The sequence below is a fragment of the Candidatus Methylomirabilis limnetica genome (genome assembly GCF_003044035.1).
GTDB lineage: Bacteria > Methylomirabilota > Methylomirabilia > Methylomirabilales > Methylomirabilaceae > Methylomirabilis > Methylomirabilis limnetica.
In genome coordinates this window covers 56,198-81,164 of the sequence record NZ_NVQC01000017.1, presented here as the reverse complement: position 1 = coordinate 81,164, position 24,967 = coordinate 56,198, and the positions used below count along the sequence as shown (strand labels likewise).

Here is a 24,967-nt window from a genome sequence, read left to right as displayed (position 1 = left end):
CAAGAAGCTAACAGAAAAAGCATGCGAGGGTCAACAGAAAAATGGAGCGGAATGATTATCCTGGAGGGATCGGGCAACCTGACACGGTGAGTCTTGGGCGAACGTCCCCAGACCAACGACCCCGCCTTCGGGACGGACCATCTGGTGTGAGCGCAGCTCTTGCTCTAAGCTGCCCTTAGCGCATCCACGATCTTTAAGCGCGCTGCGCGAACTGCGGGCAGGAACCCGCCCGCCAGTCCCATCGCGAGCGCGAATACGAGCGACTTCCAGACGATCTCCGGCGTAAGCGCGAACCGGAACGCGAGCTCCGAGAACGATTGCCAGTTCATCGTCGAGATCTGTACGAGTTGCATCGCCGAGGCGAGCGCCAGCCCTACCACCCATCCGGCGAGGCCGAGGAAGAGCGCCTCCACGAGGAACGCGACAAGGATCGAGCCGCGCCGAAACCCGAGCGCGCGCAGTACGCCGATCTCCGACGTGCGGGTAGCCACCGCAGCGTACATGGTGATCATTGCGCCGATCATCGCGCCGACCGAGAAGATGACCGAAAGGGTCAGTCCGAGGTAGCTGATGAAGTTCGACATAGCCTGCGACTGCTCTTCGTAGAAGGTCTGCTCGCGCTTTACGTCGAGCGTGAGCCGCGGGTCGGACTCGAGGCGCGGCTTCAGCGCGTCGAACCGCGACGGGTCAGCGAGGCGTGCGGCGACCGACGAGAACGCCGTCCGTCGGAACGCCTGGATCATCTGCTCGCCGTCGCCCCACACCTCGGAGTCGAACGCCGATCCGCCGGCGTCGAATACGCCGACCACCGTCCAGTCGCGGCCCCCAAAGCGCAGCCGTTCACCGATACCCGTGCCGTTGAAGCGCTCGGCGATGCTCCTGCCTACCGCGATCTCGGCGCTGTCCGGCCGAAACATCCGCCCGGAGATCACCCGGATCTGTGGGCGAAGGGTGAGACCCTGCAAGCCCACCCCGCGCACAGTCACGTTGGTCGGCACCCCGGTGTTGCGCTTCGGCTGCGTAATCAGCACGACCACCTCCTTCGACGCCATCCGCACCCCGCCGGGACCGATCGCGATCTCGGGCTGGCTCTCTATGATCGCCGCCTGCGTGCGCGCGACCCCGCTCTGAATCTCGGTGCCGGAGGAGCGGCGCGTGACAAGGATGTTGTTGGGCTGTCCGGTCGCCACGAGCGTTTTCTTGAGTCCGGCATCGAGCATCATCACTGCGGTGAATACAAAGACGACGAGCGCCATCCCACCCGCGGTAAGCGCGGTGGTAAACTTACGAGCCCAGAGGTTACGTACACTATACGCAATGGGAATCGGCATGGGTGCGCCTCCGCGATCACCGGATCGCGCGTAGCCCCTCCGCTATCTTTACCGTCGCCGCCCGCCGCCCTGGCACAATCGCCGCAACGACGCCGACTCCGAGCGCGCAGAGGACCTGCAGCATAACGGTCTGGCCGCTCACCTTGAACACTGGGAACAGTGTGCCCACCTGCGCTGCGAACCAGTCGCTTACCGGGAACGTCAGCGCGATGCCTATTGCCGCTCCGATCGCGGCGATCGCGACCGATTCGCCGAGGATGAGCGCCGCGATGTAGACGGGTGAGAACCCGAGGACTTTGAGCGTCGCGTACTCGCCGAGCCGCTCACGGGCGGTCATCGCCATTGTGTTCGCCATCACCGCGAGGATGATGACGATTACGATGTAGGATACGATCTGGATCGCGACGACAAGCGCCTCGGTCTGCTTGACGAAGCCGATCTGAAACGCGCGCTCGGTTTCGGTCAGCGTCTCGGCGAGCGAGTTTTTGAACAGCGCATCGATTGCGTAGCTCACTTCGGCCACGCGGTCGGCATCCGCGACGTCGACGACATAGACGCCGACTTGATCGGCGTGACTGCGGGAGCGCTTCTTCATCGTCTCGGTGAGATACTCCCAGTGGAAGAACATCTGCGAGGTATCGGTCTTCGCATCGACACCGTCGTAGATGGTGCGCACCGTAAACTCCCAGGTGCCGGGATAGATCGTCCCGCGCAGCGGCAGCACGTCTCCGACCTTGAGGTGGTATGTGCCGGCGAGCTTGCGACCGATGACGGCGCCCTTGCGGTCGCGCAGAAAGGCGGCGAACTCCTGCGGCGCTACGAGGTACTCAGGGTACATGGCCAAATAGGTGCGCGGTTCGATGGCGAACTGCGGGAAGAAGTTCTTGGGGTCCTGATAGATGCCGGCGAACCAAGTCGCATGCGAGACGGAGCGTACGCCGTCGACGGCGCGGATCTGGTCGCGATAGCTGAGCGGTAGCGCGAAGACGAGCGAGATCGCGTTGCGCGTTACGAGCCGCGTCGGCGCCGCGCCCTCCGCGCCGGCGTACCACGCGCTCACGATCGTCTGCAGCAGCCCGAACGACAGGATCGCCACGACCAGCCCGAGCAGCGTGAGCGCAGTGCGCAGCCTGTGGCGCAGCGCGTTGCGGAGGATGAGCTTCAGGAACTGCACCGGGCGATCACCTCAGCGACTGCTCGTGTACATCGACCGCCGTCGACAGCTCGCCCTTGTCGAGATACATGATCGCATGGGCCTGGTCTGCGGCGCGCCGGTCGTGCGTGACCATCACGATCGTCTTGCCGAGGTCGGTGCTCAGGCGGTCCATGAGTTTGAGCACCTCCTCGGCCGAGTGGCGGTCGAGGTCGCCGGTCGGCTCGTCGGCTACGATCAGCCGCGGGTCGGTAATGATCGCGCGCGCGATTGCGACACGCTGCTGCTGCCCACCGGAGAGCTCCGATGGATAGTGCGGCATACGATCCGACAGACCGACGAGCGCGAGCGCCGCTTCCACGTGCTCGCGCCGCTCGCGGCGGGTGAGGCGCGTCAGCGTGAGCGGCAGTTCGACGTTCTCGAAGGCTGTCAGGACCGGTATCAGGTTGTAGAACTGGAAGATGAAGCCGACCGTGCCCGCGCGCCAGTCTGCGAGCGCGGTCTCCGACAGCCGGGTGATGTCGACGCCGTCGAAGAGGATCTGTCCGGCGTCGGGCTTGTCGATACCGGCGATCAGATTGAGCAGTGTCGACTTGCCCGAGCCCGATGGGCCCATCAGGCCTAGGAAGTCGCCCGCGTGCACCTCGAGGGTGATGTCGGTCAACACCGGTACGATCTGTCCGCCGCGCCAGTAGGACTTCGCGACGTTGCGGATGTCGATCAGTGGCAGCGGAGCGACGGTCTCCTGCACTATCGATCGCCTCTCGCCGTCACTTCTTGTTCATCTTGATGCGCGTCCCGTCGGCGAGCTTATCGAGGGGCTTGAGGACGACCTTCTCCCCTGCCGGGACGCCGCTCACCTCGACCAGATCACCGAGCGCGCGGCCGGTCTCGATCTTGGTGCGTATCGCCCTGCCGTCTTTCAGGACAAAGACGACCTTCGCGCCGTCGCGCTCGACGATCGCCTGCCTCGGGACGGCGGTGACCGGCTTCCGATCGGCCGGTGCGACCTCGCGCTCGAGGAACGCGACCTTGGCACTCATGTCGGGCAGTAGGCGCGCGTCGCGGTCCACGAATCCGATCTTTACCATCACCGTCGCCTTCGCGCGATCGATGGTCGGAACGATGCGGTTCACCATGCCGGCAAAGCGTGTGTCGGGCACGGCGTCGAGCTGAATCTCACACGGCTGGTTGACCTTGATCCGGCTGAGCGAGGACTCCGCCACGTCCGCCTCTACTTCGAGCGTCGACATATCGGCCATGGTTAGAACCGCGCCCTTGGTATCGACAGCGCTCGAGAACGGGGTGATATTGTCGCCGACGTTCGCGTTCTTGGTGAGCACTACCCCGTTGAACGGCGCGCGGATCAGTGTCTGGTCGAACGAGACGTCCGCCACCTTCAGGTTCGCCCGAGCGACCGCGATGGCGGCATCACTCGACCGCACCGCCGCGCTCGCCTTGTCGGCCCGCGCTATCGCGGTGTCGAGCTCCAATTCGCTGATAAGCTTGTTCTGGGACAGCTCACGCCAACGCGTCAAGTTACGTTCGGCGTCGCGCAGCTCGGCCTGTGCCTGCTCGAGGTTCGCCTCGGCGACCTTAACGCTCGCCGCCGCCTGCTCGCGGCCCGCTGCGACGTCGCGGCTTTCAATCCGCGCGATGATCTCGTCCTTCTTGACGCGGCTACCTTCCATCACGCCGAGCCATTCGAGGCGTCCCGTCGCCTTTGACGCCACCGCGGCCTTGCGCTGTGCGACGACGTAGCCTGTAGCGTTCAGCACGGTCACCGCCTGTGACGGATACGCGGTCGTGACCGAGGCGGTCTCCACCGTCACAGAACCGCCGAGGCCGCCGGAGAATCCGAGTACTGCCGTAGCGACCAACAGGACGAGGCCCACCGCCCAAGGCCACAGCCGTCGGCGCGCGCGCGGTATGCGGGCCGCAGTTCGGTCGATGCTCAACTTCGAGAGATCGGGACTATCCAAGACACACCTCCGGAGAAGCGCGCCACGAAGGACGGATGCAGGTACTCGCCTCCCTGCCGTCCGCAGCCTACCTGTATCGGTAGGACGTTGCAGAACGAGGACGGACCTCAACGGCTCAGCTGAGGGTGGTTGAGAGCTCATGCAGCAGTCGACCGAGACGAGCGCAGACCGCCTTGGTCCGAATACCCAGTCCGATCAGGCGAGGAAGGGTAAACGGATGTGCGATCAGATATCGCATCAATCGGGGTAGATTTGGTTCCCCCTCTATGCCGAGAAACTGATCGAAGTCGATCGCGAGATCTTCATGGACCGGATCGAGGACGCCACGAATAGCCAGGAAGGGGACAGAATACGCCAAGGCCGCAGACGCGATGGCTGCGCTCTCCATATCCAGGGCCACGGCACCTGACTCCGCCGCCAGTAGGCACTTCTCCTCTGCCGTCCGAACAATCCTATCGACGGTAAGGATTGGGCCGAGATAGTACCGACTACCCGATCGGCGGATAACGGTTATGGCCGCCTCCTGCAAGCCGGAATCGCACGGGAAGCTCTGCGATCCCGATCCCTTCTCCCCGTGCAAGACCTGTCCTGAGCCGCGGCGAAGGATCGCCCGGTCTCCCACAATCAGATCCCCTGTCTGTAACTGAGGGCTCAGTCCGCCTGCGACTCCGAGCGACAAGGCGGCGGTGACAGGCATCTCTTCAAAGAGGTGGCGGGCAGCGGCTTCGGCGTTGTCCGGTCCCACTCCGGTATTGGCCAGCAGGAGATCGCGGCCCTCTATCCCAACCCGGATCATCGAGTTCGATCGATATATTGATCGGCTAGGCGGCTGCAAGGCCGTGGCGATGGGCCTCAACTCTGCCTGAGTCGCCACGAAGATGGCGAGTGGCGCGCCGCGGACCCGGCTAGCCCGAGAGGGTCGCGCCGTCTTCATTGTGGCCGGAGGCGGCCTTCTGGAGAAGGGTGCGATACATGGAAAGGGCCCAGAGCGGAAAGTAGAGACGGTAGAGATGATACCGAAGATAAAAGACGCGGGGGAATCCCGTTCCGGTGAATTCTTGTTCCTCCCATCCGCCATCCGCGCACTGGGTCCGGAGGAGATAGTCGATGCCGTTTCTCACCGCGGAATGCTGTACGCAGCCCGCGTGTAAGAGCCCCAAGAGCGCCCAGGCGGTTTGCGAAGGGGTACTTGGGCCCTGGCCGGCTGTTTGTGGATCCTCGTAAGAATGGCACGATTCGCCCCATCCACCGTCGGGGTTCTGGTGGTCGACGAGCCAGTCAACGGCTCGCCGGATGTACGGCTGGTCCATCGGCTCTCCGATGGCTTGAAGGCCCGCCAGAACCGCCCAGGTCCCGTAGATGTAATTGACTCCCCATCGACCAAACCAGCACCCTTCAGGCTCCTGCTCCCGTTTGAGGAATGCGATAGCGCGCTGAGCCGCGGGGGTTGTGCGGGTCCAACCCAGGTGGCCAAGCATCTCGATCATCCGTCCGGTCAGATCCGCCGTGGACGGATCGAGCAGTGCCTTGTGGTCGGCGACGAGGAGCTCGTTCAGGAACAGCTTGTTGTTATCTTTGTCGTATGCTGCCCAGCCTCCATCACTTGACTGCATCGGGAGGACCCACCTGAGGGCCTGATCGAGCGCTGCACCTTTCGCCGCCTGATTGGGGAGAATGGTCTTAATCAGGGCGGTCATCACTACCGCACTGTCGTCGACATCCGGGTAAAACTCGTTTTCGAACTGAAAGTACCAGCCGCCTGGCTCGGCGTCCGGAGCCTTTACCTTCCAATCCCCTACGCTTCGGGTCTGTTTCGAGAGGAGCCATTCGCATGCGCTGACCAGGGTGGAGTGGTCGGCGGGGAGTCCCGATGCGGCAAGTGCATTCACCGCCAGGCAGGTATCCCAGATAGGGGAGAGACATGGCTGCACGTGAAGGGTACGATCGTCTTCTACTTCAAGCGCTTCGATCTGCTTGAAGGCACTGGCCACCAAAGAGTGCTCGACCTCATAGCCCAGACAGCGAAGCGCGATGATCGAGTTCGCCATTGCCGGATAGATCCCGCCAAGGCCGCCTTCCCCCATTCGTCTAAGCATCCAAGCCGTGGCCCGCTCCATTGCCGCCTGGCGGAGGAATGAGATTGGACGCCACTCATACCAGTGGAGCAGCCGGTCGGCGGCCAGGAAAAGGTTTCGCTTCGAAAACAGCCTTGAATCTCCAGGAAACCAGTCGGCATGCTTCGGCCTGGGCTCCACACGAAGCTCCATGAGATCAGCCCCGGCCGGGACCGGTGTCACCGGCTTATGGGCAAAGATAATCATCAAAGGGGTGAGCACGGTCCTGGACCAGTAGGAGATCTCATGCATATTGAAAAACGAATGCTTGGGCAGGAGGAACAGTTCGATGGGCATGGCCGGGACGTCGTGCCAATCAAACTGGCCAAAGAGGGCGAGAGCAAACCTGGTGAAGACGTTGGCCTGCGTGAGGCCGCCCTGCTCAAGAATCACCTCTCGGGCTCGTCGCATGAACGGCTCCTCACTGGAGTGGCCGCAGAGCTTGAGCGCAAAATAGGCCTTGACCGTGGTGCTCAGGTGGCTTGACCCGCCATGATAGAGGTTCCAGCCGCCATCGGGCAGTTGCGTGTCGAGTAGGTAGGCTGCGGCCTTACGCTGCTTGGTCTTGTCCACCTTGCCGAGCAGGTAGCGGAGCATGATGTACTCGGAGGTGAGTGTGGAGTCGGCCTCCAACTCCGCCACCCAGAAGCCTGCAGGATCTTGCATGGCCAGGAGCCGAGACCGGGCCTGTTCGATCGCCTCGTCAAGCGGGCCCCTGTCGGCCCGAGGGTCGGTCCTCATCATCTCAATTTGCCAATCTCTTTCAGATGGCACCGGCATAGCGCTTACTCCAAAAAGTTCCAGATGGCCATCCTGAGCATGTCTTTCGGGCTGTTTCGGAGCCCGCGGACGACAGAAGCCTCGAAGCCGGAGTGCATCTTGCAGTTGTAACAGCGCCGGTCCTGGCGGGACTCCCAGTAGTCCCAATCCATGCCTTGCCAGAACTCCTCAAACGTCCGGAAGTATTTCTCCCCGATGAGATAGCAGGGCCCCCTCCAACCTTCGGGGGTAAAGGTGACAGTACTCCACGGGGAGCAAGGGTACTCGCGCAGGCCGGCCGCAAATTCGAGGAACATCGGGGTGGAGATAAGTCGATACTGTTTCGACAGTTCGAGAACCTTTTGGAACTTTTGGTGGATCTCCTCGCGAGCCAGGAAGAAATCAGACTCGGCTGAGGCATAGCTATACCCAGGCGAGAGGAGCATCCCATCTACCTGGTGCTCTCGCAGCAGGCGGCACAGCGCCTCGATCTCGTCAAGATCGGTCTCCTTGAAGACCGTCGTATTTGTCGTCACCCGGTAGCCGAGCCGCTTGCCTTCCTTGATCATGTCGAGCGCCTTATCGAAGACACCTTCCCTATCGCAGACCTGGTCGTGGGTTCGCCTAAGTCCATCCAGATGGATGTTGATAGTGAGCCGATTGTGCGGTGCGATCAGGCCGTAGACGGTTCGATCAAGCATCAACCCGTTGGTACACAGGTAAACGTGTCGCTTGCGGGCAATCATCCCCTCCACCAACCCTTTCAGTTCAGGGTAGATGGTGGGCTCCCCGCCGCAGATCGAAACGACCGGAGCGCCAGAGTCATCCGCCGCCTTCAGGCACTCCTGAAGCGTCAACCGATCCTCGATTTTCCCGGTGTGCCGCTCAACGGCGCAGCCTAGACAGGCCAGGTTGCAAGTGTACAGCGGTTCGAGCATGAGGACGAACGGATATCGAGTGTTCCCTTTGAGCCCGTGGCGAATCTGGTGTTTGAGCATATCCGTCGTGATGTGCAACGGAAATCTCATAATAGCGCTCCACGACTGACACGCCTGTGGGCTGCCGACCACTGCCAGTAGCGTATGAAGACCATCCAAGTGATTGGGATGTACAGTAAGGCTCCGGTTATTCCAGACAGCAACTCGCCAACGGCAAAGGTCATCGAGCGGCTAAAGACTAGAATCAGATAGTAGAGTATGACGCCACACTCGATCAGTTTCACCCCTCGGTCTAAGGTCGGCTCTGCCGCCAGCGTAGAATCGATCTGTTGAAAGAGGGCGATTGTCACAAATCCCACAACTGCCCACCCAAAGAGGTTGATAAGCGGCACGCCAAAGTAGAGCCCGGATTCCGAATATTCGTAGATCTTTCCATGGATGCTGCTGTCAGATAGCATGCCAGAAACGCAAGCGACAAGGGATTGGATCGCTTCCGCCATTCAGCTCCCTCGTAGCAACCAGCCCACTGACATCCAGCATCAGAAATGTAGCAAAATGTCATCCTGAATCCTGCGTAAATGATTAGGGGCTCAGTAGTGGGTCAGTGGGTTAGGGGCGAAGTCGAAACCCAGCCTTCTGAGTTTCTCCGGCCATTGGAACGAATAACCACCCCAAGGGTAGGAGGCACACTAAATCGTAGACCTACCACATTGTGGCAATATAGGCCACCAAGACCGATCGGCCATTGGCCGTTAACGCGCAATTCTTATCAGATGTATCACATCCACCCTGGCGCTGGCAACCTTAAAAAGGGAAAATAGGGACAGACACTATTATTACGAGGAGCATAAAACAGATTGCACTCTCGCACAACATCTCCAGCAACTTCCCCCTTTACGAAAGGGGGGTAAGCTATTTTATGCTCTGAGTAATAAGTAGTTACCTTGCATCTGCAAAAGGCGGCGGTGCATCAGGTGGGAAGGCGGGGGACGTTCCTTTTTCCAGCAGGACTATATGTCTATACGGGCAGCGCTCATCGCCCCTTGAAGAAGGTATCTATGTCCTCAATGACGCGGTCTTGCATCTGAACCGTCAGCTCCGGGTAGACGGGTAGTGCCAGGGTCTCGCGAGCGGCCCGCTCGGCCTCCGGGAAATCTCCCTCCCGATACCCGAGGAACGCGAGGCATGCCTGCATGTGAAGCGCCTTGGGGTAGTAGACAGCCGTACCGATCCCCCGAGACGCGAGGAAGCGGTGGAGCTCATCCCGTCGGCGTGTCCGGACGACATACTGATTGAAGACGTGATGCTCGGCCTTCGGCGTGTCGGGTAGAGTAAGCGCATCGGAACAATCGAGATTGAGCCGCCGAAACGCATCATTGTAACGGTTGGCGTGGGCGCGCCTGGCCTCGACCCACCCCTCGAGATGCCTGAGTTTCACCAGGAGGACGGCAGCCTGAATCTCATCCAATCGGAAATTTCCACCCACCCTCGAATACTCATAGAGACTTTCGCTCCCCTGCTGCCTGAGGCTCCTGAGAATTTCTGCCAATCTCGGATCGCTGGTCAGCACCATGCCGCCATCGCCAAATCCACCCAGATTTTTTGTCGGGTAGAAAGAGAGGCAGCCGAGCGTTCCCATTCCGCCTGCCTTCCCGCCCTCAGCCGTCCGGGCGCCGATCGCCTGAGCGGCATCTTCGATGATGGCGAGGTGGTGTTGCGCCGCCAGCGTACGGAGTGGCTCCATCTCTGCGCAGCGGCCGAACAGGTGGACGGGGAGGAGTGCCTTGGTCCGACGTGTGATCCGATCCTGCACCTGAGAAGGTTCCAGATTGAAGCTGGTAGGGTCGATGTCGATGAAGACCGGGCGCGCCCCAGCCCTGACGATAGAGCCGGCAGTCGCAAAGAAGGTGTACGGAGTGGTGATGACCTCGTCGCCCGTACTGAGGCCGAGTGCCATGAGGGCGATCAGGAGGGCATCGGTACCGGATGAGACCCCCACGGCATAGGTGGCTCCGCAGGTACGAGCGATCGCCTGTTCCAGGGCAGCCACCTTCGGGCCGAGGATGAAATGCTGACTTTCGTAGACTGCATCTAATTCGGCACGCACCTCATCCTTGATCGTGAGGTACTGCGCGCGAAGGTCCAGGAGCGGCACGTTCAAATCTTTTCCCCCAGATGAGACCTACCAAAGGCAAGGAAGACGTTGATGATTCACCGTGAAGGTTGGCCGTCCACAGCCGCTGAGAAGTCCATAGGGTAGACCATCAGCGACGATCCATCGATCAGGGGTAGCGAGCTAGAGCAGACCTATTTCTACCCAACACAGAACCGGGTGTCAACCAGAATTTATGTTGGACCCCCATTTTTTGCTTGCAATTTTGTCGAAACGCGGTATAACGCGCTTGAGCAATGACGCACCACGGAGGTGGGGCATCGATTATCAACTTTCGTGAAGGGGGGCAGATCGTTGCAAGCACTCGGGAAACACCTGTTGGTGGAGCTACACGGTTGTAGCCCAGAGTTGCTGAAAAAAGTCGATGTTATCAAGGGGATCCTGGTTTGTGCGGCGAACGCCTGCAAGGCTACAATCGTTGATACCTCCTTCCATGAGTTCAATCCTTTCGGTGTGAGCGGTGTTGTGGTGATTGCTGAATCTCATATCTCTATCCACACCTGGCCCGAGTATGGGTATGCGGCGGTTGACATCTTCACCTGTGGAGATGTCATTAAGCCCGATGTGGCGGTGGAGTACATCGCCACCCGGCTTCAGTGCAAAAAGCCGTCGGTCGTTGAGGTGCGGCGGGGCATCATGCCCGGTCACCACGGGAAGCTTGCCCACAAATTGAGTGCGTCCACGGAGAAGGCTGTCGATGCCGATCAAGAACTCTCGCTGGTTCATTGAAGCCTTGAGCCCTGAGGAGGGGCATCTGCACGGGATTCGACGAGTCCTATTTTCCACGCAGACCCCCTTTCAATCTCTCGATATCATGGAGCTTGGCAGCTACGGGAAGGCCCTTATCCTTGACGATAAGGTTCAGTCGAGTATCCTCGATGAGTTCATCTACCACGAGACATTAGTCCATCCGGCAATGTTCAGTCATCCCGCGCCCAAAAAGGTATTTATCGTGGGCGGCGGGGAAGGGGCCACATTGCGGGAGGTCCTCCGCCATCCCACTGTGGAGCGGGCCCTGATGGTCGATATCGATGAGGAGGTTGTCACCCGGTGTAAGGAGTTGCTGCCCGAATGGCACAGGGGCGCCTTCGACGATCCGCGCACCGAGCTCCGCTTCCTTGATGCCAGACGATACTTGGAGGAGACAGACGAGCGGTTCGATGTGATCATCATCGACATCTCGGAGCCGGTTGAAGAGGGCCCGGCATATCTCCTCTTTACGCGGGAGTTTTATCAAATCGTGCACCGATGCCTGACGGATCAGGGGATCATCGCGCTGCAAGCGGGTTCGGTCAGTCTCTCCAACCTGGCCTGTTTTACCGCCATCCACGAGACCTTGCGGACCGCGTTCCCCGTAGTGGCCCCCTACTGGGCCAGCGTCCCCAGCTTTGCCCTTCCCTGGGGATTCGCCGTGGCCTCCAAGCGGCCTGACCCACGAGCGCTGGGACCGGATACTATCGATCGCCTCATCGCCGAACGGATCGGGCCTGACCTGCGATATTACGATGGTCCTACGCATCAGATGTCTTTTCTCCTCCCAAAGTATGTGCGCCGGCACCTTGAGGAAGAGAAGCGGATCATCGAGGACAACCACCCCCTCTTTACCTTCCACTAAAAAGCCAGGGGCTAGGGTAGAGGGTTGAGAGTGGAGGGTCCAGTATTCAAGATCAGTACGAATCGAAGTTATTCCACCGGGACTCATCCCTTCATTCTTTCCGCTTTCCTTCCCTATACCCTATACCCTCCACCCTGCCTTACTCTTGATGGTTCCTGAGCGACAGTACAAGACGCCCCTCTTCGACGCGATGGTCAACCTCGCGGAGAGTCGAAAGATCTCGTTCCATACCCCGGGGCACAAGAGCGGCAAGGGTATCTCTACGCGCTTTCGAAAGTTCGTCGGCCCTAAGATCTTTACCATTGACCTGACAACGCTTGATGAAGTCGATTGCCTGCAACGGCCGGTGGGGGTCATTAAGGAGGCCCAGGAGTTGGCCGCCGAGGCGTATGGAGCTGATCACTCCTTCTTCCTGATCAACGGGACCACCGGTGGTAACCATGCGATGATTCTGTCTACCGCCAGTCCTGGGGACGAGATTCTCATCGCAAGGAATGCCCATAAATCGATCTTGACCGGGATTATCCTCAGCGGCGCGACACCGCGGTTCTTCCTGCCGGCCTTCGATCAGGATTTGGGCATGCTGTTAAACGTGACGGTTGAAGGGGTGGAACGCGCTATGGCGCAGTATCCAAAAGCGAAGGTCCTCTCCCTCACCAGCCCCAATTACTACGGGGTGGCAGCAGACTTGCGCGCCATCGTCTCCCTCGCCAAGCGCCGGGGAATCCTGGTCCTGGTGGATGAGGCCCACGGTCCCCACCTCCATTTTCACCAGGGGCTGCCCACGTCGGCGCTCGACGCTGGAGCCGATCTCTGCGTTCAGTCCACCCATAAGATCCTGGGGGGGATGACCCAGTCCTCCATGCTGCACCTGAAAGGTCGAGATATCGATTACCCCAGGGTTGTGAAGCTGTTACTTCTCCTTCAGAGCACCAGCCCCTCCTACATTCTGATGGCCTCGTTGGATCTGGCCAGAATGCAGATGGCGACCGAAGGAGAGAAGCTCTTAGGCAAAGCGATCGATCTGGCGCAAGACGCGAGATGTCGCATCAATCGGATCTCTGGCCTGTCCTGTTTTAGCGAGGCTGATCTGCGCGGCAGTGATTTCTTCCTGGATGTGACGAAACTTACCATCTGCGTCAAGGGGCTCGGCCTCAGCGGGTTCGAGGCCTCTGCCATCCTGAATACCGAGTTCGGCATCCAGGTGGAGATGGCCGATCTGTGTAATATCCTGGTGATCGTCAGTATCGGGGACAGAAGGGATGACTTGGATCAACTGGTAGCGGCGCTGGACAGCTTGGCGGGGCGCGGCACCCGCCCCCGGGATCGGCGAGCCGTCCCCTCCCTGCTTCCGCCACTGGGTCAACAGTTCCATCTGTCTCCACGGGACGCCTTCTTTGCCCCCTCGGAATATCTGCCGCTGACGAAGGCGAAGGGGCGAACCAGCGCTGATATTGTGACCATCTACCCCCCCGGCGTGCCTGTCCTTGTGCCCGGCGAAGAGGTGGGATCTTCGGCGATCGACTACCTGCGCTCGCTCGCCTCTCATGGCGCAAGGATCGACGGGGTCCTGGAATTGGATGAACCGCAAATTCGCGTCCTGCGCGATTGAGCCGACCTCTTTGAACTTTCCCATTGCTTTTTTACGAGCTTTTCCGTATATTTTGCCGTCTGAGTTTCCCGAGGCACCGCGTCCCCTTGAAGAGACGGGTAAAGCATCATGAAAAAAACCGTAAGATGGAAGATCTTCTCCCTTCTGCTGGTGACGGTGATAGCCGGCTACTATCTCTTTCCCACGCTATCAGGCCGGTCGTCACTCCCTTCGCTATTGCCTCCGTTGCTTCCGCGGGCTGAACGGCTCAATCTTGGGCTCGATCTACAGGGGGGGATGCACCTGGTCCTTGAGGTTGTCACCGAGAAGGCAGTAGAAAACACCGTTGACCGGCTGATTACCGAATTGCGCCGGGAAATCGAGAAGGAAAAGATCGCAGTCGAGCAGATGACCCGCGAGGGGATCGACCGTATCAGAATCAGGCTTCAGGCGAAGGAAGGTATGGATGGCTTGCGCCGTATCCTGAAGAGCTATAGTAACCTGCAACAGTCCGGCGGGGCTGATCCGGCTGAACTCAGCCTGAGCCTTACATCGAGTGAAATAAAGCGGATCCAGGAATCCACTATTCAACAGAGCCTGGAAACCATCCGGAATCGCGTCGATCAGTTTGGCGTGGCCGAGCCTCACATCATACAGGAAGGGGACCGACGGATCATAGTCCAGCTTCCAGGCATCAAGGAGCCGCAGCGGGCGATCAATCTGATCGGCAAGACCGCCCTTCTGGAGTTTAAGATGGTGGCGGAGGATGCCAATATTGCTGAGGCTGTGGCGGGAAAGGTCCCGGAGGGCGGCGAGCTTCTCTATATACGCCGTACGGAGGAGGGGGAAAATGTGAGTAAAACCCCCCTTGTCGTGCAGAAGCGAGCCGTCCTGACGGGTGATCTGCTCACCTCGGCTCAGGTACAGATCGAGGGCCAGACCAATCAGCCGGTGGTCTCGATCGCATTTGATCGGGAGGGTACCCGCCTCTTTGGCGAGGCCACGGCGGCCAACGTCGGCCGACGCATGGCCATCGTTCTGGATGACACCATCTATTCGGCGCCGGTCATCAGGGAGAAGATCCCCGGCGGCAAGGCCCAGATCTCCGGTAGCTTCACCATGGAGGAGGCCAGAGATCTGGCGATCGTGCTGCGTGCCGGCGCGCTTCCCGCGCCCGTCAACATCATTTCGAATCTGACGGTTGGTCCATCGTTGGGCCAGGACTCCATCGAAAAGGGTATGCGGGCCGCGATTTTAGGCGGCGCCCTCGTCATTGTCTTCATGGCGGTCTACTACAGGTTGTCCGGGGTCATCGCCAACTTTGCGCTGCTCTTAAATCTCATCTGGCTGGTGGGGGCCTTGGCCAGCCTCAGGGCCACGCTGACGCTCCCCGGCATTGCGGGCATCATCCTTGGAATCGGGATGGCGGTGGACTCGAACGTGCTGATCCTGGAGCGGATCCGTGAAGAACTCCGATTGGGGAAGGGGGTCCGGTCGGCCATTGACGGGGGCTACGACAAAGCCTTCCTCACCATTATCGACTCCCATGTGACGACGTTGATTACCGCGTTTGCGTTGTTTTTGTTCGGGACGGGGCCGGTGAAAGGCTTCGCGGTCACCCTGAGCCTCGGGGTAATTTTCAACCTGGTGACGGCATTGACGGGGACCAGGGTAGTCTACGACTGGATGACCCAGCGGTGGAACCTGAAAACCCTTAGCATCTAAGGAAGTTCACAGTTCATAGTTCAAGGGTTCGTGGTTAGAAACTCCCTGAACTATGAACTGTGAACTATGAACTAGCCATGATGGAGATTCTCGGTAAGACAAAGGTCGATTTCGTTGCCTGGCGGAGGACTGCGTTCACGGTTTCGGCAGTTCTGTGCCTTCTCGGAATTGTCTCGATCATTCAGATCGGGCGCGGCGCGGCTAATCTCGGAATTGACTTCGCCGGCGGCACCTCTGTTCAGCTCAAGTTCAGCAAGCCGGTAGATCTTGGTCGGGTCAGAACGCTGCTGGCAGAGAGTGGCCTGAAGGATAGTGAGCCCCAGCAGTTCGCCGGTGGGGACCGCATCATGGTTCGCTTGAAGCGGGCAGAGGGTAGTCAGGCCGGAATGGCCCAGCGGGTGCAGGACATCTTCTCGAAAGGGTTACCTGATAATCCGTTCGTGGTGGAGGGGACGAATGAGGTCGGGCCAGCCATAGGAAAGGACCTCCAAAAAGCTGCTCTGTGGGCTATTGCCTTTTCCATGATCGGCATCATCGCCTATATTGCCTGGCGCTTCGAGTTCAAGTTCGGGATAGCGGCGGCCATCGCCACCCTGCATGATGTCCTGGCTGTTCTAGGGTTTTTTTATGTGTTGAACGGGGAGATCACCCTCCTCATCATCACTGCGTTGCTCACCCTCGCCGGATATTCGCTGACAGATACCGTAGTGGTCTTCGACCGGATCCGTGAGAATCTTCAAGGCCGACGGAAAGAATCGCTGGGAGACGTCATCAACATGAGTATCAATGAGGTCTTGAGCCGAACTATTGTGACGTCGCTCACAGTCCTCCTGGTCTTGCTAGCCCTCTTCATGCTAGGTGGGGAGGTGCTCCACGATTTTTCACTTGCACTGATCGCCGGTGTCTGCGTTGGCACCTACTCTTCCTGGTTTGTAGCCTCCCCCATTGTCTATGAGTGGCGTACGTGGGAGCGATCCAAGCTGAAAGCTCCCGTCAAGGCCAAGGTCAAGGGATAAACGGAAGCCGCAGACCCCCGATGTGGGTACGCTTCGTCTTTTCCCTTGACAACTCAACTCGCCATAAGGTAGTACCTCAAATAAGGCTGGGATTGGTGCGACACAGTTGTCAGTTCCAAACGCCAGGTTTCGCGTTCCACGCTGTGGACCTGTGAGGTGTGAGATGCCACCTGGGACATGGAACGGCTTTTTAGTCTTGAACCCGGAACCTTGAACCTTGAACCTTGAACCCGGAACCTCTCATTCGCATCGGGGCATTGCCGAGGCGATATTCCGTGAGAGCGCTGAGCTCAAGCTAGCCTTCCTGGAAGGCCACCTGGACCTGGTGGTCCGTGTGGCGGTAGCCATTGCGAAGGCCCTGCGGGCCGGAAGGAAGATCTTGATCTTCGGAAACGGCGGAAGTGCGGCCGACGCCCAGCATATTGCAGGTGAGCTCGTGAACCGTTTCCTGCTCGATCGGCCGGCGCTACCTGCCATCGCTCTGACGACCGATGGCACCGTTCTGACCAGCATCAGTAATGATCGGGACTACGCTCAGGTCTTTGCGCGCCAGGTTGAAGCCTTGGGCTCTGCCGGCGATGTTGCCATTGGGATCAGTACCAGCGGCCAGTCCTCCAGTGTCGTGTGCGGGATAGAAACGGCAGGCAAGATGCAGCTCTGTACAGTTGCGTTCGCCGGCGGGGATGGGGGAAAGCTCGCCGGGCTGGCAGATTATGCATTCGTGGTCCCCTCTCGATCAACACCCAGGATACAGGAAGTCCACGCGACGCTTGGGCACGCCCTCTGTCAACTGGTTGAAACCGATCTGTTCGGCACGTCGTAGATAAAGGGGAACTCATGGAAAGAGGGAAGAAGTGGGTCGCTCTCATCGCGTTGAGTATCCTCTTTGCCGCCAGTATGCCGGCTTGGGCGAGGTCTTCGCGCCCTGCGAGGGGTCGAGAAGATCTTGCCCTACCATCGGCTTCGAGCCTGCCTGTGCGTCGCACACGGATAAGTCTCACCGCGAATCTGTCTGTACCGACACGGCAGACAGATCGGTGGGGCGCTACCTCTGACCTCGGCTGGTTTCTGGCCGATCCTGAGCAGTTAAGTGCAGCGTCAGCGCTGTTGATGGATGCCGACACAGGCGCGATCCTGTTTGCCAGGCATCACATGGAGCGGCGTTCCCCGGCCAGCACCACAAAGATCATGACGGCGCTCCTCATCCTGGAGGAGGGGCGACTGGACGAGAAGGTGGTCATCACTGAGCGGGCGGCTGCCGTCACGGGGACTGGACTTGGGCTCAGACGCGGCCAGCAGATCACGCTCAGAGACCTATTGTGGGCGATTCTGATCAAATCTGCGAACGATGCCGCGTTGGCGGCGGCCGAACATATCGGCGGGAGCGAAGAGGGGTTTGTCTCCCGGATGAATGCGAAGGCGGGCTCTCTCGGGATGGAGGGAACACATTTTACGAATCCCCACGGACTTGACAACCCGGATCACTACTCGACCGCCTATGACTTGGCGATCCTCGCCCGCCAGGCGTTGCGTAATCCGACATTCGCCCGTATGGTGCAGACCCGGGAGGCTCATCTCGCTATCCTGACGGGGCGGAACGGAAAGGTGGTAAAGCGGATGGTGATTCGAACCCATAATCAGCTTCTCGGACAGTTTGCCGGTGCGGATGGCGTCAAGACCGGCTATACCGAACAGGCTGGTCGCTGTCTCGTAGCGTCGGCTACGCGGGGCGACCATCGACTGATCACTGTTCTCCTCAACGATTCCCGTCGGTGGGCCGAGGCCGCAGCGCTGCTGGAGTATGGTTTTGCCGCCCTCGGCGGGCGGGCGCCCAGCCTTGGGGTTTCCGATGGGGGTTCTACCGATACGCCAAGAGGCGAAGGGGGCTGAGGCTACCTCTCCGCCGTTGGCCTGCAGTTCCACTCACCCCAGGGTTAGGGTATAGGGTGTAGGGTATTAGGACAAGGCAACCCCGAAATATCACTACCTCCTCAACCCTGGATCCTCAACTCTCCATCGTGATCCTTACACCCTTCACCCTACACCCTGTGCTGATACGCTGAGGGGGTATTTGATGGTGGCTAATACCGACGGACGTCCTACAGAGCGAGATGCCTGGTTGGCGCTCGGTCTGATCCCCGAGGTTGGTGCGGCGACGTTTTACCGCTTGGTGCAGGGGCTTGGGTCAGCCGAGGCCGTGCTCAGGGCAAAGGCCGGGGCGCTCGAGCAGGTTCCAGGTATCAGCCAGCAGGTCGCGCGAGCAATCGTCTCCTTTCCCTGGCAGGATGCCCTTGACCGGGAGCTGCGAGTGATCGAGACACGAGGTCTCGGCCTCATACGGTTCGGTGACGAGGGGTACCCTGAGCTGCTGGCAGCCATCCATTCCCCTCCGCCGATTCTCTATGTGCGGGGCACAATTGAACCGGAAGATCGGGTGGCTGTCGCGATTGTCGGTTCCCGACAGGCCAGCCAGTACGGTAGCGCAATGGCCGAGCAAATCAGCGGGGAGCTCGCAGAGCGCGGGGTGACGATCGTGAGCGGAATGGCCCGTGGAATAGATGCGGCAGCGCATCGTAGCGCGCTGCGCGCTGCCGGCCGGACCATTGCGGTGTTGGGATGCGGACTTGGGGTGACCTATCCCCCCGAGCACGCAGAACTCGCCGACCAGATTGCCGAACAGGGCGCCCTGATCAGCGAGTTTCCCATCTTCACGCCGCCCAAGCCTGGACACTTCCCGCAGCGTAACCGGATCATCAGCGGTCTGGCGCGCGGTATAGTGGTGATTGAAGCCGGACTGAAGAGCGGGGCTATGATAACGGCTAACTACGCGCTAGAGCAGGGGCGTGAAGTCTTCGCTGTTCCCGGGCAGGTTACATCCCGATCCAGTCGCGGGTGCCACCAGCTTATCAAGGCGGGTGCGAAACTGACGGAAGGCTGGGAGGATATCTTGGAGGAGATTGAGCTACAGATGACTCCTGGATCGCAGGTCGTGCGAGATCCGACCCCTGTCAGCCGTTCCCTTGCGCAGGAAGAGATCCTGATCATTGATGCCATGGAGGCCGGGCCCATGCAGATCGATGACCTGATCGGCCGGACTCAGCTTCCGGCCGGACAGATGGCCTCACTGCTGCTGTCACTGATGCTGAAGGGCATGATTGAGGAGCTACCAGGGAAAAGTTTTGCGAAGCGGCTCAGGCCCCCGCACGGGGCAGGGTCTAGGGTATAGGATCTAGGGTACAGGGTAGAGGGTATAGGGGGCGCCTACGTAATCCTTTACCCTAAACCCTATACCCTCTACCCTAGTCTTTAAGGAGGAACAACAGAGCGTGCCTAAGTCATTAGTGATTGTCGAGTCGCCTGCAAAGGCCAAAACGATCGGTAAATATCTCGGGGAGGCGTTCGTCGTGACGGCCTCGATGGGCCATGTCCGCGATCTGCCCGCTAAGTCGCTGAGCGTTGACGTAGAGCACGACTTCGCCCCGCAGTACGAGATCATTGTGGGCAGAGAGAAGGTCGTATCGGCCCTGAAGAAGGCGGCCAAGACGGCTGACGCCATCTATCTTGCGGCCGATCCGGATCGGGAGGGAGAGGCTATCTGCTGGCATCTCAAGCAGGAGCTTGGCGCTACCAAGAAACCTGTCCACCGCGTGACCTTCAACGAGATTACGAAGCACGCGGTGCAGGAGGCGTTCAATCATCCGTCCATAATAGACCAGCGGCTGGTGGATGCCCAACAGACCAGAAGGATTCTGGATCGTCTGGTTGGCTACCAGATTAGTCCGATCCTCTGGGACAAGGTGAAGCGCGGCATTTCTGCCGGCCGAGTTCAGTCGGTAGCCCTTCGTCTCATCGTTGATCGAGATCGAGAGATCAGGGCGTTCGTCAAGGCCGAGTACTGGTCGGTCGATGTCTCCCTGGCAGGCCGTACCCCCCCGCCGTTCGTGGCAAGGCTCCATAAGATCGACGGCGAACGGGTGAACCTGTCTAATCAGGAGGAGACCGACGCTGTTAGCGATCAGCTATCATCTGTCAGCTATCAGGTAGCGGACCTGACCAGGAAAGAGAAGCGTCGCAACCCGGTCCCGCCGTTTACGACCAGTAAGCTGCAGCAGGAATCCGTCCGAAAGCTTCGCTTCACAGCTAAGCGGGCGATGCAGATCGCTCAACAACTCTACGAAGGGATCGAGATCGGAGAGGAGGGCGCCGTTGGTCTTATCACCTACATGCGGACTGACTCGGTCCGCGTCTCTGGAGAAGCCCAGGCCGAGGCGGCCCGCTATATCTCCGAACGGTTCGGTCAGGCGTTTGTGCCCGAGCGGCCCCCGGTCTACCGCAGCGGCCGTGGCGCCCAGGAAGCCCACGAAGCGGTTCGCCCGACCTCAGTCTATCGGGATCCGGCATCGCTCCGTAGGTTTCTTACGAAGGATCAACTCGCCCTCTACAGCCTGATCTGGAACCGCTTCGTTGCGTCTCAGATGCCGCCGGCTCTCTACGACGTAACCACTGTTACGATCCAGGGTGGGCGGTTCACGCTTCGGGCAAGCGGTCGGCACCAGCGGTTCGCCGGATTCATGCAGGTCTACATCGAGGGGAAGGATGAGGCGTCAGAGACCAAGCCGGCGGAGGCCAAGGACGAAACGGCTGAAGAGACGGCCGTCGAGGAAGAGGCCGAATTAGCGATACCTCCTCTCGAGGTTGGGGAACAGTTGCGGTTGCTCGATGTGACCCCTGCCCAGCACTTTACGCAGCCGCTGCCCCGCTACACAGAGGCGACCCTGGTGAAGGAGTTGGAGGAACAGGGGATCGGACGCCCCAGCACCTACGCGGCCATCCTGAGTGTCATCCAGAACCGCGACTATGTGGTGAAGGCGCAGGGTAAATTCCGGCCCACTGAGCTCGGCGGGATCGTCGTCGATCTGTTGGTGGAAAGCTTCCCTCATGTGATGGACTATGAGTTCACGGCCAGGATGGAGACCACCCTGGATGAGATCGAAGAGGGGCAGAAGAACTGGATTGAGGAGATGCATCGCTTCTATGGGCCCTTTTCCCAATGGGTGAAGGAAGCCGCAGTCGGAATGCGGAATATCAAGGCGATGGAGGAAAAGACCGACGAGATCTGCGAGCGGTGCGGCAATAAGATGGTGATTCGCTGGGGCCGGTTCGGCCGCTTCCTGGCCTGCACCAATTACCCTGAGTGCAAGGGAACCCGCGAATTGCCGCCAGAGCTCAAAGAGGAGAACGGGATCGAGGATGAGGTTAACGCCTCCGGCGAGGCCAAGGCAGAACCATGCGACAACTGCGGACGGCCTATGGTGATGAAGCGCGGTAGATTTGGAGCCTTCCTGGGTTGCTCCGGATACCCTGAGTGTAAAACAATCCGGAAGCTCTCGCAGACGGAGGCTTCGAGTGCGCGGCCTGCGCCGCAGCCGACTAATGAGGTCTGTGACAAGTGCGGTAACCCGATGGTGCTGCGGGAGGGGCGATTCGGCCGCTTCCTTTCGTGCGGGAGCTACCCGACCTGCAAGAACATACGGCCCATCTCTATTGGGGTCAACTGTCCGCAATGCACGAGCCCTCTCTCGGAGCGACGCACCAAACGGGGCCGAGTCTTCTATGGGTGCACCGCGTATCCCAAGTGCGCCTTTGCCCTATGGGATCGTCCGGTCCAGGAACCCTGCCCACGGTGCGGGGCCGCATTCCTGGCAGAGAAGAAGCTGAAGGGCGGCGGGGTCTCGATCCGTTGTGTGACCGAAGGATGTGCCTACGTACGGGAGACCGATGCGGCGGTAAAGGCGAACGCGTGATCGATGTTGTCGTAGTTGGTGGAGGTCTAGCCGGAAGCGAAGCGGCCTGGCAGGCGGCGGAGCGGGGCGCCAGTGTGCGCCTCTACGAGATGCGGCCGGTGAGTTCCACCCCTGCCCACAAGACCGACCGGCTGGCCGAGTTGGTGTGCAGCAACTCCCTGAAGTCTGATTCGCCGGATGATTGCCACGGCCTGCTGAAACGGGAACTCACCTCGTATGGGTCGGTCATCATGGCTGCCGCCAGGGCACACGCCATCCCGGCGGGATCGGCCCTGGCTGTTGATCGTGATGCCTTTGCTGCCGAGGTGACCGCACGGCTTGCGCAACATCCAGGCATTACCATCGTTCGGGAGGAGATCAAGGCGATACCGGAGGAGAAGCCGGTGATTATCGCCACTGGTCCACTGACCTCCGACCGGCTGGCCGGCGTGCTGCGTGATCGGTTCGTGGACTTTCTGGCATCAGCAGACCCGTCTGCCAATACGCGGGATCTGCTCTACTTCTATGACGCCATCTCGCCGATCATCGCTGGGGATTCTATCGATCGTACCGTGGCGTTTGCCGCCTCCCGCTACGACAAGGGGGGGGACGACTACCTGAATTGCCCGATGACCCGAGAGGAGTATCGCCTCTTCTGGCAGTCGATCCTGGACGCGGAACTGGCACCGATCCGCCCGTTCGAAGAGGCGCGATACTTTGAAGGGTGTCTCCCCATCGAGGTACTGGCGGCTCGTGGCGAGGACACGTTACGGTTCGGACCGATGAAACCGGTGGGCCTGATCGATCCCGTGACCCAACGCCAGCCCTACGCCGTTATGCAGCTCCGGATGGAGAACCGGGAAGGGACGATGTATAACATGGTGGGGTTTCAGACCCGCCTGAAGTGGGACGAGCAGCGCCGTATACTCCGAACGATTCCCGGTCTCAGCAGCGCCGAGTTCCTCCGATACGGGTCGATCCATCGCAACACTTTCATTGCCGCGCCGGCGCTGCTTCAGGAGACGATGCAGTATAAAGGCGATCCGGGGATCTTCCTGGCTGGACAGCTCACTGGCGTGGAGGGGTACCTGGAATCGGCCGGAAGCGGACTCTTGGCCGGGATCAATGCGGCCAGACTTCTGCGAGGTGAGGCCCCGGTCGCGCTCCCTCCGACGACCGCCCTCGGGTCCCTCATCCATCACATATGCCACGCCGACCCCCACGCCTTCCAGCCGATGAATGTGAACTTCGGCCTGCTCCCGCCCCTCGATACGCCAGTTCGGGCCAAGCGCGAAAGGCGGCAGGCCATGGTTGCCCGCGCCCTCCGCGACCTGCCTAGTCTGACGTGAACATCGTGGGGATCCGAAACCCCACACCGGTTCGCTGAGTAGTTACTAAATTAGTTTTCCTTCAGAGGATTGACATCTTATATTGCTTCCTCCATAATGGAAGAACAATGGAGGAAAGGAGGAGATAATGGCTACACTGAATGTCAAGAATCTGCCGGACTCGCTTTATAAAAAGCTCCGGGCGTGCGCCAAGCGCGATCGGCGGTCATTGGCTCAAGAGGTCATCCAGATCCTGACTCAGGCCACTGAAGAACCTACCCCTCTCTCGATCCTCGACCTGAAGGGTCTTGGCAAGGAGCGCTGGCGTGGCCTAGAAGCGGTCGCCTTCGTGGAGCAGGAGCGCCGTTCTTGGGATTGATGAATGATATCGGGGATGGCCCTGTAGGACTCGACACTGTCATTTTCATTTACTTCATCGAAGAAGATCCACGGTTTCTCCCCTTGCTTGAGCCTGTCTTTGTCGCTATTGATACCGGAGCGCTCGAGGGTGTCACCTCTGATGTGACGTTGCTTGAGACACTGGTGAGTCCGTATCGTACCAGCGATATTCCGCTGGCTGAGCGCTACGAGGCGATCTTGACCCGGAGCCGGGGCATCCGCCTCGTTGAGCTTCGTCGCTCCGTCATCCGTACTGCCGCACAGATTCGAGCCGGTCTTCGGATGAAAACGCCGGATGCCCTCCAACTCGCAGCCGCATTGAGTGCGCATTGTACGGCCTTCCTAACGAACGACAGGGATCTTCCGCCAGTGCCTGGCCTCCGTATCCTGCAGCTACGCGACTATCTGCCGACGCCGTAATGCCCTTAGACCGCCATCGACCGGTTCGTTGAGCCTGTCCATCCCTGATCGGCCATCCTACTGATACGGGTCGTTTCGCTCTGCTCATCCCGCGTGAAGAGGGTCAGGTCTCGCCTTCAACCTCTATCCTATCCCGACCCCCTACATGCCCCGGAAGATCGTACAAACATGATGGCAGATGCCATGTGCAGGGGTGTCACAGGACCATGACTCTGCTGACTATTGGCGCTTGCATAAGTAATGGACAATGAATCGCACAGCTATCTGTTCAGCCTGAACTCTCGAAGATCTCCTGCTCCTGGGACTCACTTACCTTTCGCATCAATGGTTCGTAGGCTCACCACTTATCCCTTTATGGCCCGCTCCAGTAGGGAGGCAAGGACCAATTACAGCACACAGACACTTCACACGCAACCAACAGGAATGTAAAAATAGTTTGACATGGCCTTAGTCCGGGAGGAGCATGAGGACAGCAAAGTCGATAAACTATCGCTGATATATCCCGTATTATGCATAGTATCGTAAGGTGCAACAATGGACGTCATTGCTTCGAAAGTCCCCCCATCCTCACCTTCCCCCTCGTGGGGGGGAAGGCACGCCTCATGCGAACTCCTCCCCCCTTGAGGGGGAGGATACAGGT

Annotated in this window: 22 protein-coding genes; 13 read left to right on the top strand and 9 right to left on the bottom strand. The window is 59.7% G+C overall.

The features are described 5' to 3' along the window. Positions 1 to 164 precede the first annotated feature (164 nt). From CLG94_RS05660 to CLG94_RS05625, 8 genes are all read right to left on the bottom strand, one after another. Positions 165 to 1,331 carry an ABC transporter permease gene (locus tag CLG94_RS05660; protein ID WP_107561891.1) on the bottom strand — a complete coding sequence of 389 codons (1,167 nt, stop codon included), beginning with the start codon at positions 1,329 to 1,331 and terminating at the stop codon, positions 165 to 167. A gap of 16 nt (positions 1,332 to 1,347) precedes the next feature. Continuing rightward, positions 1,348 to 2,505: an ABC transporter permease gene (locus tag CLG94_RS05655; protein ID WP_107561890.1), complete on the bottom strand. Its 1,158-nt coding sequence runs from the start codon at positions 2,503 to 2,505 to the stop codon at positions 1,348 to 1,350. Between the two features lie 7 nt (positions 2,506 to 2,512). Continuing rightward, positions 2,513 to 3,235, bottom strand: coding sequence for an ABC transporter ATP-binding protein (locus CLG94_RS05650; protein WP_107561889.1), 723 nt, complete (start codon positions 3,233 to 3,235; stop codon positions 2,513 to 2,515). Positions 3,236 to 3,254: 19 nt separating this feature from the next. Further along, positions 3,255 to 4,466: an efflux RND transporter periplasmic adaptor subunit gene (locus tag CLG94_RS05645; RefSeq protein WP_107561888.1), complete on the bottom strand. Its 1,212-nt coding sequence runs from the start codon at positions 4,464 to 4,466 to the stop codon at positions 3,255 to 3,257. 115 nt (positions 4,467 to 4,581) lie between these two features. Continuing rightward, on the bottom strand, positions 4,582 to 5,400 hold the full coding sequence (locus tag CLG94_RS05640) for a 5'-methylthioadenosine/S-adenosylhomocysteine nucleosidase family protein (RefSeq protein WP_107561887.1): 819 nt from the start codon (positions 5,398 to 5,400) through the stop codon (positions 4,582 to 4,584). Further along, the gene (shc, locus tag CLG94_RS05635; protein ID WP_107561886.1) at positions 5,372 to 7,324 is read right to left on the bottom strand and encodes a squalene--hopene cyclase; all 1,953 of its coding nucleotides are present in this window, start codon (positions 7,322 to 7,324) and stop codon (positions 5,372 to 5,374) included. The genes CLG94_RS05640 and shc overlap by 29 nt, the downstream gene beginning before the upstream one ends. 41 nt (positions 7,325 to 7,365) lie before the next feature. Then, the gene (gene hpnH, locus CLG94_RS05630) at positions 7,366 to 8,367 is read right to left on the bottom strand and encodes an adenosyl-hopene transferase HpnH (RefSeq protein ID WP_107561885.1); all 1,002 of its coding nucleotides are present in this window, start codon (positions 8,365 to 8,367) and stop codon (positions 7,366 to 7,368) included. Further along, positions 8,364 to 8,777, bottom strand: coding sequence for a carotenoid biosynthesis protein (locus tag CLG94_RS05625; RefSeq protein ID WP_107561884.1), 414 nt, complete (start codon positions 8,775 to 8,777; stop codon positions 8,364 to 8,366). The genes hpnH and CLG94_RS05625 overlap by 4 nt, the downstream gene beginning before the upstream one ends. 465 nt (positions 8,778 to 9,242) lie before the next feature. Here CLG94_RS05625 and CLG94_RS14100 point away from each other — a divergent pair, with 465 nt between their 5' ends. Then, positions 9,243 to 9,365: a hypothetical protein gene (locus CLG94_RS14100; RefSeq protein WP_489752983.1), complete on the top strand. Its 123-nt coding sequence runs from the start codon at positions 9,243 to 9,245 to the stop codon at positions 9,363 to 9,365. On the opposite strand, the gene CLG94_RS05620 is transcribed toward CLG94_RS14100, so the two are convergent. Continuing rightward, entirely contained in the window at positions 9,311 to 10,432 is a 1,122-nt protein-coding gene (locus tag CLG94_RS05620) for a DegT/DnrJ/EryC1/StrS family aminotransferase (RefSeq protein ID WP_320414611.1), read from the bottom strand. The genes CLG94_RS14100 and CLG94_RS05620 overlap by 55 nt on opposite strands. 312 nt (positions 10,433 to 10,744) lie before the next feature. Between CLG94_RS05620 and speD the strand changes: the two genes are divergently transcribed. From speD to CLG94_RS05560, 12 genes are all read left to right on the top strand, one after another. Then, positions 10,745 to 11,179 carry an adenosylmethionine decarboxylase gene (gene speD, locus CLG94_RS05615; RefSeq protein ID WP_107561882.1) on the top strand — a complete coding sequence of 145 codons (435 nt, stop codon included), beginning with the start codon at positions 10,745 to 10,747 and terminating at the stop codon, positions 11,177 to 11,179. Further along, entirely contained in the window at positions 11,148 to 12,065 is a 918-nt protein-coding gene (gene speE / locus CLG94_RS05610; protein WP_107561881.1) for a polyamine aminopropyltransferase, read from the top strand. The genes speD and speE overlap by 32 nt, the downstream gene beginning before the upstream one ends. 148 nt (positions 12,066 to 12,213) lie before the next feature. Next, a complete protein-coding gene (locus CLG94_RS05605) occupies positions 12,214 to 13,677 on the top strand; it encodes an aminotransferase class I/II-fold pyridoxal phosphate-dependent enzyme (RefSeq protein ID WP_107561880.1) in 1,464 nt (487 codons plus the stop codon). A 108-nt stretch (positions 13,678 to 13,785) separates the two neighbouring features. Then, on the top strand, positions 13,786 to 15,381 hold the full coding sequence (gene secD, locus CLG94_RS05600; protein WP_161954045.1) for a protein translocase subunit SecD: 1,596 nt from the start codon (positions 13,786 to 13,788) through the stop codon (positions 15,379 to 15,381). A gap of 77 nt (positions 15,382 to 15,458) precedes the next feature. After that, positions 15,459 to 16,397 (top strand): protein translocase subunit SecF, encoded by a 939-nt coding sequence (gene secF, locus CLG94_RS05595; RefSeq protein ID WP_107561879.1) that lies wholly within the window; start codon positions 15,459 to 15,461, stop codon positions 16,395 to 16,397. A gap of 217 nt (positions 16,398 to 16,614) precedes the next feature. Further along, a complete protein-coding gene (locus tag CLG94_RS05590; RefSeq protein ID WP_107561878.1) occupies positions 16,615 to 17,220 on the top strand; it encodes a D-sedoheptulose-7-phosphate isomerase in 606 nt (201 codons plus the stop codon). A gap of 14 nt (positions 17,221 to 17,234) precedes the next feature. Beyond that, positions 17,235 to 18,287: a D-alanyl-D-alanine carboxypeptidase family protein gene (locus CLG94_RS05585; RefSeq protein WP_107561877.1), complete on the top strand. Its 1,053-nt coding sequence runs from the start codon at positions 17,235 to 17,237 to the stop codon at positions 18,285 to 18,287. Positions 18,288 to 18,471: 184 nt separating this feature from the next. Further along, complete coding sequence (gene dprA, locus CLG94_RS05580; RefSeq protein WP_107561876.1) at positions 18,472 to 19,623, top strand: DNA-processing protein DprA; 1,152 nt, start codon at positions 18,472 to 18,474, stop codon at positions 19,621 to 19,623. 100 nt (positions 19,624 to 19,723) lie between these two features. Continuing rightward, a complete protein-coding gene (gene topA / locus CLG94_RS05575; protein WP_107561875.1) occupies positions 19,724 to 22,201 on the top strand; it encodes a type I DNA topoisomerase in 2,478 nt (825 codons plus the stop codon). Further along, on the top strand, positions 22,198 to 23,529 hold the full coding sequence (trmFO, locus tag CLG94_RS05570) for a methylenetetrahydrofolate--tRNA-(uracil(54)-C(5))-methyltransferase (FADH(2)-oxidizing) TrmFO (RefSeq protein ID WP_107561874.1): 1,332 nt from the start codon (positions 22,198 to 22,200) through the stop codon (positions 23,527 to 23,529). Before topA ends, trmFO begins: the two co-directional genes overlap by 4 nt. Before the next feature lie 127 nt (positions 23,530 to 23,656). Beyond that, complete coding sequence (locus CLG94_RS05565) at positions 23,657 to 23,887, top strand: FitA-like ribbon-helix-helix domain-containing protein (RefSeq protein ID WP_107561873.1); 231 nt, start codon at positions 23,657 to 23,659, stop codon at positions 23,885 to 23,887. Further along, positions 23,887 to 24,327 carry a type II toxin-antitoxin system VapC family toxin gene (locus tag CLG94_RS05560; RefSeq protein WP_107561872.1) on the top strand — a complete coding sequence of 147 codons (441 nt, stop codon included), beginning with the start codon at positions 23,887 to 23,889 and terminating at the stop codon, positions 24,325 to 24,327. Before CLG94_RS05565 ends, CLG94_RS05560 begins: the two co-directional genes overlap by 1 nt. Positions 24,328 to 24,967 lie beyond the last annotated feature (640 nt).

Coding starts and splice junctions, on each gene's coding strand:
- CLG94_RS05660 (WP_107561891.1), bottom strand. CDS start 1,331: ATGCCGATTCCCATTGCGTATAGTGTACGTAACCTCTGGGCTCGTAAG.
- CLG94_RS05640 (WP_107561887.1), bottom strand. CDS start 5,400: ATGAAGACGGCGCGACCCTCTCGGGCTAGCCGGGTCCGCGGCGCGCCA.
- shc (WP_107561886.1), bottom strand. CDS start 7,324: ATGATGAGGACCGACCCTCGGGCCGACAGGGGCCCGCTTGACGAGGCG.
- hpnH (WP_107561885.1), bottom strand. CDS start 8,367: ATGAGATTTCCGTTGCACATCACGACGGATATGCTCAAACACCAGATT.
- CLG94_RS05625 (WP_107561884.1), bottom strand. CDS start 8,777: ATGGCGGAAGCGATCCAATCCCTTGTCGCTTGCGTTTCTGGCATGCTA.
- speE (WP_107561881.1), top strand. CDS start 11,148: ATGCCGATCAAGAACTCTCGCTGGTTCATTGAAGCCTTGAGCCCTGAG.
- CLG94_RS05605 (WP_107561880.1), top strand. CDS start 12,214: ATGGTTCCTGAGCGACAGTACAAGACGCCCCTCTTCGACGCGATGGTC.
- secD (WP_161954045.1), top strand. CDS start 13,786: ATGAAAAAAACCGTAAGATGGAAGATCTTCTCCCTTCTGCTGGTGACG.
- secF (WP_107561879.1), top strand. CDS start 15,459: ATGATGGAGATTCTCGGTAAGACAAAGGTCGATTTCGTTGCCTGGCGG.
- CLG94_RS05585 (WP_107561877.1), top strand. CDS start 17,235: ATGGAAAGAGGGAAGAAGTGGGTCGCTCTCATCGCGTTGAGTATCCTC.
- dprA (WP_107561876.1), top strand. CDS start 18,472: ATGGTGGCTAATACCGACGGACGTCCTACAGAGCGAGATGCCTGGTTG.
- CLG94_RS05565 (WP_107561873.1), top strand. CDS start 23,657: ATGGCTACACTGAATGTCAAGAATCTGCCGGACTCGCTTTATAAAAAG.
- CLG94_RS05560 (WP_107561872.1), top strand. CDS start 23,887: ATGAATGATATCGGGGATGGCCCTGTAGGACTCGACACTGTCATTTTC.